The organism is Photobacterium rosenbergii, from assembly GCF_033022775.1.
In the GTDB taxonomy this organism is placed as follows: Bacteria; Pseudomonadota; Gammaproteobacteria; order Enterobacterales; family Vibrionaceae; genus Photobacterium; species Photobacterium rosenbergii_A.
In genome coordinates this window covers 676,892-686,809 of the sequence record NZ_JAWJZI010000003.1, presented here as the reverse complement: position 1 = coordinate 686,809, position 9,918 = coordinate 676,892, and the positions used below count along the sequence as shown (strand labels likewise).

7 protein-coding genes are annotated in these 9,918 nt (G+C 49.3%); 6 read left to right on the top strand and 1 reads right to left on the bottom strand.

Annotated features, from left to right (window positions below):
* Positions 1 to 78: 78 nt before the first annotated feature.
* Positions 79 to 846 (bottom strand): SDR family NAD(P)-dependent oxidoreductase, encoded by a 768-nt coding sequence (locus R2X38_RS10950; protein WP_317522244.1) that lies wholly within the window; start codon positions 844 to 846, stop codon positions 79 to 81.
* 417 nt (positions 847 to 1,263) lie between these two features.
* Here R2X38_RS10950 and tig point away from each other — a divergent pair, with 417 nt between their 5' ends.
* The 6 genes from tig (at position 1,264) to ppiD (ending at position 9,848) form a co-directional block, all read left to right on the top strand.
* Complete coding sequence (tig, locus tag R2X38_RS10945; protein WP_317522243.1) at positions 1,264 to 2,568, top strand: trigger factor; 1,305 nt, start codon at positions 1,264 to 1,266, stop codon at positions 2,566 to 2,568.
* A gap of 107 nt (positions 2,569 to 2,675) precedes the next feature.
* Positions 2,676 to 3,299: an ATP-dependent Clp endopeptidase proteolytic subunit ClpP gene (gene clpP, locus R2X38_RS10940; protein WP_005369103.1), complete on the top strand. Its 624-nt coding sequence runs from the start codon at positions 2,676 to 2,678 to the stop codon at positions 3,297 to 3,299.
* 115 nt (positions 3,300 to 3,414) lie between these two features.
* Positions 3,415 to 4,695, top strand: coding sequence for an ATP-dependent protease ATP-binding subunit ClpX (gene clpX, locus R2X38_RS10935; protein WP_187463632.1), 1,281 nt, complete (start codon positions 3,415 to 3,417; stop codon positions 4,693 to 4,695).
* Between the two features lie 129 nt (positions 4,696 to 4,824).
* Positions 4,825 to 7,197, top strand: a complete 2,373-nt coding sequence (gene lon / locus R2X38_RS10930; RefSeq protein ID WP_317522242.1) for an endopeptidase La — start codon at positions 4,825 to 4,827, stop codon at positions 7,195 to 7,197.
* Positions 7,198 to 7,408: 211 nt separating this feature from the next.
* On the top strand, positions 7,409 to 7,681 hold the full coding sequence (gene hupB, locus R2X38_RS10925; protein ID WP_222550121.1) for a nucleoid-associated protein HU-beta: 273 nt from the start codon (positions 7,409 to 7,411) through the stop codon (positions 7,679 to 7,681).
* A 277-nt stretch (positions 7,682 to 7,958) separates the two neighbouring features.
* On the top strand, positions 7,959 to 9,848 hold the full coding sequence (gene ppiD, locus R2X38_RS10920) for a peptidylprolyl isomerase (protein ID WP_317522241.1): 1,890 nt from the start codon (positions 7,959 to 7,961) through the stop codon (positions 9,846 to 9,848).
* The last annotated feature ends 70 nt before the right edge of the window (positions 9,849 to 9,918 follow it).

The window sequence follows — 9,918 nt, the reverse complement described above, 5'->3', positions numbered from 1 at the left end:
CCATCGCCCATCGCCCATCGCCCATCGCCCATCGCCCATCGCCCATCGCCCATCGCCCATCGCCCATCGCCCATCGCTTCACCAATCTAATTTACTCCCATCCCAATGAAAGAAATGGCCACTATCTTCGGATGTCATGGCACTGAGTACACGGTAAATTCGCTCGGCTGAAAGTTGTGGCGTATACAGCTTGCCGTCTTTGATATTTTGCTGGAAAGGGACAGAGAGAGAAGTGTCCGTTGTACCGGGGTGAATGGCCGCAATACAGGCTTGCGGGAACCGTCTTTGCCATTCGATGCTGAGGGTTTTGACAAACATGTTAAGCGCCGCCTTGCTCATCCGGTAACTGTACCATCCACCTGAGCGGTTATCGCTGATAGAGCCGACCATGGCAGAAAGGCATAAGAAGCGAAATGGGGTGTCACGTTTGTAGAGTGTGTCGAGGTACTGGGCGATGGCAATGCTGGTATAGGTATTGGCCTTTATATTATCGGCCAGAAAAGTAGGGGTGATCTGCGACAGGCGCTTTTCTGGCATCTTTTGGGGCTCGTGATTGGTATTTTGCTTGTGAAGGAGTCCAGAGGCATTGATGGTCCAGTCCGGACAGCCATATTGTATGAAAATACTAGAAACTGCTGAAAAAGCCTCTGAGTCTTGTTGGCTGATATCGCAAACCACAGCAGCTATCTGGCCCGGATAATCTTGCTGCAATTGTTGTAGCTTGCTGGATGGGTGGCGAGACATGGCGGTAACTTGATGGCCTTGGCTCAGCATATACTGAGTGAGTGCGAATCCTAAGCCACCGTTGGCACCAATAATCCAAACCTTCTTTTTTTCATCATCCATAGCGGCGCTCTCTATTTAGCCTCATGATTGGTTACGCGTTGCTGCGCATGTCAGATCATCGTTAATTTTCAACAGTGTTATGCACAAAGTTTAAGCGATAAAAAAGCAGCGTTTAGCGGTGAAAAGAGGCAGTTAAAACCGAGTACGGTCAAAAAAACGTAAAAGGAAACGATTTTTTTGGGGTTTTCCCTTGTAAATGGATTTTTTGCCCCTATCTTGTGTGAAAGGTTTGATTGCGGTGCGATCACTCTGTCTCGACGACAGGGTTGAGGATCGCTATAATACCGCGCTTCACAGAATTAAGGCGTTATGGTTTTGGCGTGGTTGCCAGCCATAACACGAAAGGATGCCACCGTCAGTATGACTGATCGGCAACATCACTCAGATAGCACTGAGTAAGTTTTGAGGTTAAATAAAATGCAAGTTACCGTTGAAACCACTGAAGGTCTAGAACGCCATCTAACTATCACAGTTCCAGCTGCAAACATCGAAGACGCTGTAACAGCAGAACTGAAGAAAATTGCTAAGAATCGTCGTTTCGATGGTTTCCGTCCAGGTAAAGCACCGATCAAAATGGTTGCTCGTATGTTCGGCGCATCTGTTCGCCAGGACATCCTAGGTGAAGTGATGCAGCGTCACTACATCGAAGCGATCGTTAAAGAAAAAATTAACCCAGCAGGCGCGCCTACTTTCACTCCAGTTGAAATGGCTGAAGGTAAAGACCTAGTATTCAAGGCGTCTTTCGAAATCTTCCCAGAAATCGAACTAGCTGGCCTAGAAAACATCACTGTTGAGAAACCAGCAGTAGAAGTTAAAGACGAAGACGTTGACACTATGCTTGAGACGCTTCGCAAGCAGCAGGCGACTTGGAACGAAGTTGAAGAAGCTGCAGCTGCTGACAGCCGCGTAACTATCGATTTCACTGGTTCTATCGACGGTGAAGAGTTCGAAGGCGGTAAAGCTGAAGGTTTCGCTCTTGCTATGGGCCAGGGCCGCATGATCCCAGGTTTCGAAGACGGCATCGTTGGTAAGAAAGCGGGCGAAGAGTTCTCTCTAGAAGTGACTTTCCCAGAAGACTACCACGCTGAGAACCTAAAAGGTAAAGCAGCCACTTTCGCTATCAAACTGCACAAAGTTGAAGCTCAGGAACTGCCAGAGCTAACTGAAGAGTTTGTTGCTAAGTTCGGCGTTGAAGACGGTTCTGTAGAAGGTCTTAAAGCTGAAGTGCGCAAGAACATGGAGCGCGAGCTGAAGCAAGCTGTTAAGAACCGTATCAAAGATCAGGTTCTAAACGGTCTAGTTGAGCAGAACGACATCACTGTTCCTGCAGCTCTTATCGATCAGGAAATCAACGTTCTACGCCAGCAGGCAACTCAGCGCTTCGGCGGTGATGCTGCTAACGCTCCTGAGCTTCCACGTGAGCTGTTCGAAGAGCAAGCTAAGCGTCGCGTAGTTGTTGGCCTACTTCTAGGTGAAGTGATCAAGTCTGAAGAGCTAAAAGCTGATGAAGAGCGCGTTAAAGCTATCATCGCTGAAATGGCTTCTGCTTACGAAGATCCAACAGAAGTCGTTGCTTACTACGAGAAGAACGAGCAGATGATGAACAACATGCGCAACGTTGCTCTAGAAGAGCAAGCTATCGATGCGCTATTGGCTAAAGCTCAGGTTTCAGAAAAAGAAGTTAGCTTCAACGATCTGATGAACCAGCAGCCAGCTGCATAATTTGCTGAAATTACTGTAGGGATTTGACTTTACTTCAAATCTTCTGCTAACAATGGTCCGTGTGAGAGTAATTTCATTCGGGCCATTTATTTTAGGGAAATAACGTTATGAGCTACCAAGAAAAAAACGCCATGTCGCCGATTTTGGATGCGCTGGTTCCTATGGTGGTCGAGCAGACTTCTCGTGGTGAACGTTCCTACGACATCTATTCCCGACTACTAAAAGAGCGTGTGATCTTCCTGACCGGCCAGGTTGAAGACCACATGGCCAACCTAGTTGTTGCACAGCTTTTGTTCCTTGAGTCTGAAAACCCTGACAAAGATATCTTCCTATACATCAACTCACCGGGCGGTTCGGTGACTGCGGGTATGTCTATCTACGACACCATGCAGTTCATTAAGCCAAACGTCAGCACGGTATGTATGGGTCAGGCATGCTCAATGGGCGCCTTCCTGCTAGCAGGTGGTGCCAAAGGTAAGCGTTACTGCCTACCGAACTCCCGTGTAATGATTCACCAGCCGCTGGGTGGCTTCCAGGGCCAGGCATCTGATATTCAGATCCATGCTCAGGAAATCCTGACGATCAAACAGCGTTTGAACGGTTTGCTTGCAGAGCACACTGGCCAGCCACTTGAAGTGGTTGAGCGCGATACTGATCGTGATAACTTTATGTCGGCAGAACAAGCTGTAGAGTACGGCTTGGTCGACGCTGTTTTGAGTCAGCGTGACTAATGTTTTTTAGCCTCCGTGCAGCGACTTAGCCGCTTGCACGGAGCAAAAAGACTTGAGTTGTTATACACTCAAAACAAAGGCAATGATGGGGTAAGACCCGAAAAGAGGTTAGCGAATGACAGATAAGCGAAAAGAGAGTGGTAGTGGAAAACTGCTGTACTGCTCTTTCTGCGGCAAAAGTCAGCATGAAGTTCGCAAGCTGATTGCAGGCCCTTCTGTGTATATTTGCGATGAATGTGTTGACCTGTGCAACGACATCATTCGTGAAGAAATCAAAGAAGTAATGCCTAAGCGCGATGGCAATGAACTTCCGACACCGCAAGAAATTCGTGCAAACCTGGATGAATACGTTATTGGTCAGTCTCATGCGAAGAAAGTACTCGCGGTAGCGGTTTACAACCACTACAAGCGTCTTCGCAATGGCGATACCAATAGTGACGGTGTTGAGTTGGGCAAGAGTAACATCCTGTTGATCGGCCCAACGGGTAGCGGCAAGACGCTACTGGCAGAAACATTAGCACGCATGCTGGATGTACCGTTCACCATGGCGGATGCAACCACCCTGACCGAAGCCGGTTATGTGGGTGAGGATGTTGAGAACATCATCCAGAAGCTGCTGCAGAAATGTGATTACGATGTAGCCAAGGCTGAGCGCGGCATTGTGTACATCGATGAGATCGATAAGATCTCACGTAAGTCAGACAACCCATCAATTACCCGCGATGTGTCGGGTGAAGGTGTTCAGCAGGCGTTGCTGAAGCTGATTGAAGGTACTGTTGCATCGGTTCCGCCGCAAGGTGGCCGTAAGCACCCACAGCAGGAATTCCTGCAAGTGGATACGTCAAAAATCCTGTTCATCTGTGGTGGTGCGTTCGCCGGTTTGGATAAGGTGGTTGACCAGCGTGTTGCAACCGGTACCGGCATTGGCTTTGGTGCTGATGTACGCTCTAAAGATGAATCTCGTACCCTGAGCGATCTGTTCGAGCAGGTGGAGCCTGAAGATTTGGTTAAATACGGCCTGATCCCAGAGTTCATCGGTCGTCTTCCGGTAACAGCTATCTTGAACGAGCTGGATGAAGACGCACTGGTACAGATCCTGCGTGAGCCGAAGAATGCGCTTACCAAACAGTACGCGGCACTTCTTGAGCTGGAAAACGTTGAACTTGAATTCCGTGACGATGCGCTTGTGGCGATTGCCCGCAAGGCTATGGAACGTAAGACTGGTGCACGTGGTCTTCGCTCGATTGTTGAAGCGGTACTGCTTGATACTATGTACGAGCTACCTTCAGCTGAAGGCGTTAGCAAGGTTGTGATTGATGAATCAGTAATTAAAGGTGAGTCTGAGCCTCTACTGATTTACGAAAACACTGAAAACCAAGCAGCTGGTGCTGAGTAATTTCTGCGCAGAGCGGTCAAAAAAAGGAGGCAATCGCCTCCTTTTTTATTTTCTGATACATATCCCGTTGAATCTTTTGTCCAAGCCCCCATATACTCATTAATAAGAGTGAACGGAAGAGAGAATAATATGAACCTGGAGCGTTCGGAACGCCTTGAGATCCCCGTTCTGCCACTTCGTGATGTGGTGGTCTACCCGCATATGGTTATTCCATTGTTTGTAGGCCGGGATAAATCTATTCGCTGCCTTGAAGCGGCGATGGATGACGACAAACAAATTCTGTTGGTGGCCCAAAAAGAAGCGGCGACTGACGAGCCTGCTATTACCGACCTCTACGATGTCGGCACGGTAGCAACTATCCTACAGCTGCTTAAGCTGCCTGACGGTACGGTGAAGGTACTGGTAGAAGGCCAGCAGCGTGCCAAGGTTGAAAACCTGCGTGATGATGAGTTCTTCAGTGCCGAGGCCGATTTCCTTGTCACCGAGGAAATGGACGAGCGCGAGCAGGAAGTCCTGGTTCGCACGGCCATCAATCAGTTCGAAGGCTTTATCAAGCTCAACAAGAAGATCCCGCCGGAAGTGCTGACTTCGCTAAATGGCATCGATGAGGCTGCGCGCCTGGCCGATACTATTGCTGCCCATATGCCGCTTAAGCTGGCAGACAAGCAGAAAGTGCTGGAGATCGTCGACGTGGTGGAACGCCTAGAGTTCCTGATGGCGATGATGGAGTCTGAAATTGACCTGCTGCAGGTGGAAAAACGTATCCGCGGCCGCGTCAAGAAGCAGATGGAAAAGAGCCAGCGCGAATACTATCTCAACGAGCAGATGAAGGCTATCCAGAAAGAGCTGGGTGAGCTGGATGATGCGCCGGATGAATTCGAATCTTTGAAGAAGAAAATCGAAGAATCGAAGATGCCGAAAGAGGCACGCGAGAAGACAGAGCAGGAGCTGCAGAAGCTTAAGATGATGTCGCCGATGTCAGCCGAGGCAACGGTAGTGCGTGGCTACATCGATTGGATGCTGAGTGTGCCATGGTACAAGCGCTCTAAGGTGAAGAAGAACCTTGCCAAGGCAGAAGAAGTGCTGAATGCCGACCATTACGGCCTTGAGCGCGTCAAGGAGCGCATCCTTGAGTACTTGGCAGTACAGAGCCGCATCAACAAGCTAAAAGGTCCTATTCTGTGTCTGGTGGGTCCTCCTGGTGTGGGTAAAACCTCATTGGGCCAGTCGATTGCGGCTGCTACCGGTCGTAAATACACCCGTATGGCATTGGGTGGCGTACGTGATGAAGCGGAAATCCGTGGTCATCGCCGTACCTACATCGGTTCGATGCCGGGCAAACTGATCCAGAAAATGTCCAAGGTTGAGGTGAAGAACCCGCTGTTCCTGCTTGATGAAATCGACAAGATGTCATCTGACATGCGTGGTGACCCGTCTTCTGCGCTATTGGAAGTACTGGATCCGGAACAGAACAATGCGTTCAATGACCATTACCTGGAAGTGGACTACGATTTGTCTGACGTGATGTTCGTGGCAACATCGAACTCGATGAACATTCCAGGCCCGCTACTTGACCGTATGGAAGTGATCCGCCTGTCGGGCTACACCGAAGACGAGAAGCTGAACATTGCCAAGCGCCACCTGCTTGAGAAGCAAATCAAGCGCAATGGCTTGAAGCCAAACGAAATCGAAGTCGATGATTCGGCCCTGATCGGCATTATCCGTTACTACACGCGTGAAGCGGGCGTGCGAAGCCTTGAGCGCGAAGTATCCAAGCTGTGTCGTAAGGCGGTGAAAGAAATTCTGCTAAACCCTGAGACCAAGAAGGTTGTGATCACTCAAGACAACTTGAAAGAGTACTTGGGCGTACAGCGTTTTGATTACGGTAAAGCGGAAGAGAATAACCGTATTGGTCAGGTGACTGGCTTGGCATGGACTGAAGTGGGTGGTGATCTACTGACTATCGAAACCGAGTCGATGCCTGGCAAAGGCAAGCTGACTTACACCGGTTCGCTGGGTGATGTGATGCAGGAGTCGATTCAGGCAGCAATGACGGTTGTCCGTACTCGCGCTGAGCGTTTGGGTGTCGCTCCTGACTTCTACGAGAAGCGAGATATCCATGTTCACGTACCTGAAGGTGCCACGCCGAAAGATGGCCCAAGTGCTGGTATCGCGATGTGTACCGCGTTGGTTTCCAGCCTGACCGGTAACCCGGTACGTGGTGATGTCGCCATGACGGGTGAAATTACCCTGCGTGGTGAAGTATTGCCAATCGGTGGTTTGAAAGAGAAACTGCTTGCTGCTCACCGCGGTGGTATCAAAACGGTGCTGATTCCGAAGGAAAATGAGCGCGATCTAGAAGAGATCCCAGATAACGTGATTGCTGATTTGGAAGTGCGACCAGTGCGTTGGATTGATGAAGTGCTGACCGTTGCACTGCAGAATAATCCGACCGGTATCGAGCTGGTAAACGCCCAAAACAGTGACGTGCAGCAAAGTTAAGATATGAAAAAACGCTTTCGGGGATAAAATCCTTGTCAGCGTTTTTTTGTGTGGCTATAAGTGAGTTCTAATTTGCCGTTAGCTCAATAAAATCAATGTCTACACGTGAACCTGAGTTCGGTGTTGATATAATGAAACTGATTCTTTTTGTCCGTGATGTAAATTTTGCCATGAAGGCTCAAGCGGATACCGTTCATAGAGGGGATAGATCGTGAACAAAACTCAACTAGTTGATAAAATCGCTGAAAATGCAGATATTTCTAAAGCGTCTGCGGGTCGTGCACTGGATGCATTCATCGACGCAGTATCTGAGAGCCTAAAAGACGGTGATCAGGTTGCGCTTGTTGGCTTCGGTACCTTCTCTGTACGTGAACGTGCTGCGCGCACTGGCCGCAACCCACAGACTGGTGAAGAAATTCAAATCGCTGCAGCGAAAGTACCTGGCTTTAAAGCAGGTAAAGCGCTGAAAGATTCTGTAAACTAAGCGAAGGGCATAGCCCGCCGGTTTGTTTGAACAAACGAACGTTCAGGTTGTCTTAACTGGCAATCTGGCATGATAAAGGGCGCATCCTGTCGGTGCGCTTTTTTTACTTTTGGAAAAGTGTGAATTTTTCAGGTCTTCGCCTGTTAGCATTCTTCACTAATACCAATAGAGGTAAGCTGTGGTCTAGAAGAGTCTGTATTAGGCTTATCACAGGTTTAGGCTTATCACAGATTGGTATTACCATGCCAAATCGAATAGGTAGGAGATACGGCAAATTATGATGGAGCGTATGCGCGAAGGCGCAAGCAGCATTTGGGTCAAGATTATCCTTGGTCTGATTATTCTTTCTTTTGTTTTTGCAGGGGTAGGTAGTTACCTTGCTGGTGGAAGCGAGCAGGTGGCCGCCAAGGTTGATGATCGTGAAATCAGCCAGCGCGAATTCGAAATGGCTTACCAGAACGAACGTAACCGCATGCAAGCACAGTTGGGTGATTACTTCTCGACCCTGATGGGTGACCCAGCCTACGTGCAGCAGTTCCGTCGCAGCGTATTGGATCGTATGGTTAATGATCTGCTGATTGAGCAGCGTGCCAATGAACTTGGCTTGCGTATCAGCGATCAGCAAGTTCGTCAGACAATCCTGTCAATGCCTGAATTCCAGCGTGATGGTGAATTTGATAACGAGCAGTACAACGCGCTATTGCGCCGCTCAGGGCTAACGCCTGATATGTTCGCAGAGTCTATGCGTACAGATCTGCTGCGTCAGCAACTGTTGCTAGCTATTCAAGGTAGTGACTTTGCGCTGGGCAATGAAGTAACGGCACTTATCAAGCTTGAGCGCCAGGAGCGTGAAATCCGCACTCTAACCCTTGATGTGGCTGAGTTCACTAACAAGGCGGAAGTGACCGACGAGGAAGCGCAGGCTTACTACGAGCAGAACCCGCTGCAGTTTACTCGCCCAGATCAAGTTAAAGCCGCTTACATTGAATTGTCAGGCACTAACCTGAAAGAGACTCTGAACGTTTCTGAAGACGATGCCAAAGCATACTACGACGAGAATCAGAACAAGTACGGTACTGCCGAGCAGCGCCAAGCGAGCCATATCCTGGTCCAGGGTAAAGGTAGTGAAGCGAGAACCAAAGCCGAAAACCTACTGTCTGAGTTGAACAATGGCGCGGACTTTGCCGAGCTAGCGAAAACCTCTTCTGATGACACGTTCAGTGGCAAAGATGGCGGTAAGCTTGATTGGTTCGAGCGTGGCGTAATGGATCCTGCTTTTGAAGAAGCCGCATTTGGCTTGAACAAAGGCGAGATCTCTGGCGTGGTGGAATCTGACTTTGGTTACCACATCATCAAGCTGGATGATATCAAAGAGCCGCAAGTGAAGTCGTTCGCTGACGTTCGTGATGAAATCCTTGCCGAACTTCGTGAGCAACGTGCAGCGGAAGCTTTCTACGATCTTCAGACTCAGCTCGCTGAGAAAGCATTCGAAATGCCTGACTCGCTAGAGGATGCGGCGGAAGCGGTAGATGCAACGGTTCAAACAACTGATTTTATCTCTCAGTCTGATGCGCCGGGGGTGCTGGCCAACCCTGCTGTACAACAGGCGCTGTTTAGCCCTGAAGTACGTGAGGACGGCCTGAACTCAGATGTTATCGAGATCGGTCCTGAGCATGTGGTTGTTGTACGTGTTGATGATTCTCGTGATGAAATGGTACTGCCGTTCGACGAAGTCTCTGCACAAGTGAAGCAGCAGCTTTCTGTAGTGAAAGGCGAAGAGGCCGCTAACGCGAAAGCCGATGAGTTGGTTGCTGCGCTGCGCGATGGCAATACCGATGTGTTGGCAGACGAAGGTCTGAGCTTCTCAGAGTCAGAAACCATTAATCGCATGGGCGCGGATCGTCTTGTTGCCCAAGTTGCATTTGGCCTTGCGAAGCCTGCAGCGGATAAGCCAGTATACGGTGTGACCCGTGATATGGCTGGCAATATGCTAATTATCGCGTTGGACAACGTGATTGAAGCGGATGTTGATGCAGATGCCGTGGACCTGCAGATGACTCAGCAACTTGAGCAGATGCATGCCCAGCAAGATGTGATGGCGACGCTTGATGTATTGCGAAATGCAGCCAAGGTCTCTTACCCTGTATTGGATACAACAACGAATTAAGTGTAATTAATACGTTGCTAGACGGGCCGCCATTGTGCGGCCCGTCGTTTTTTTGGGCATTGGTAGTTAT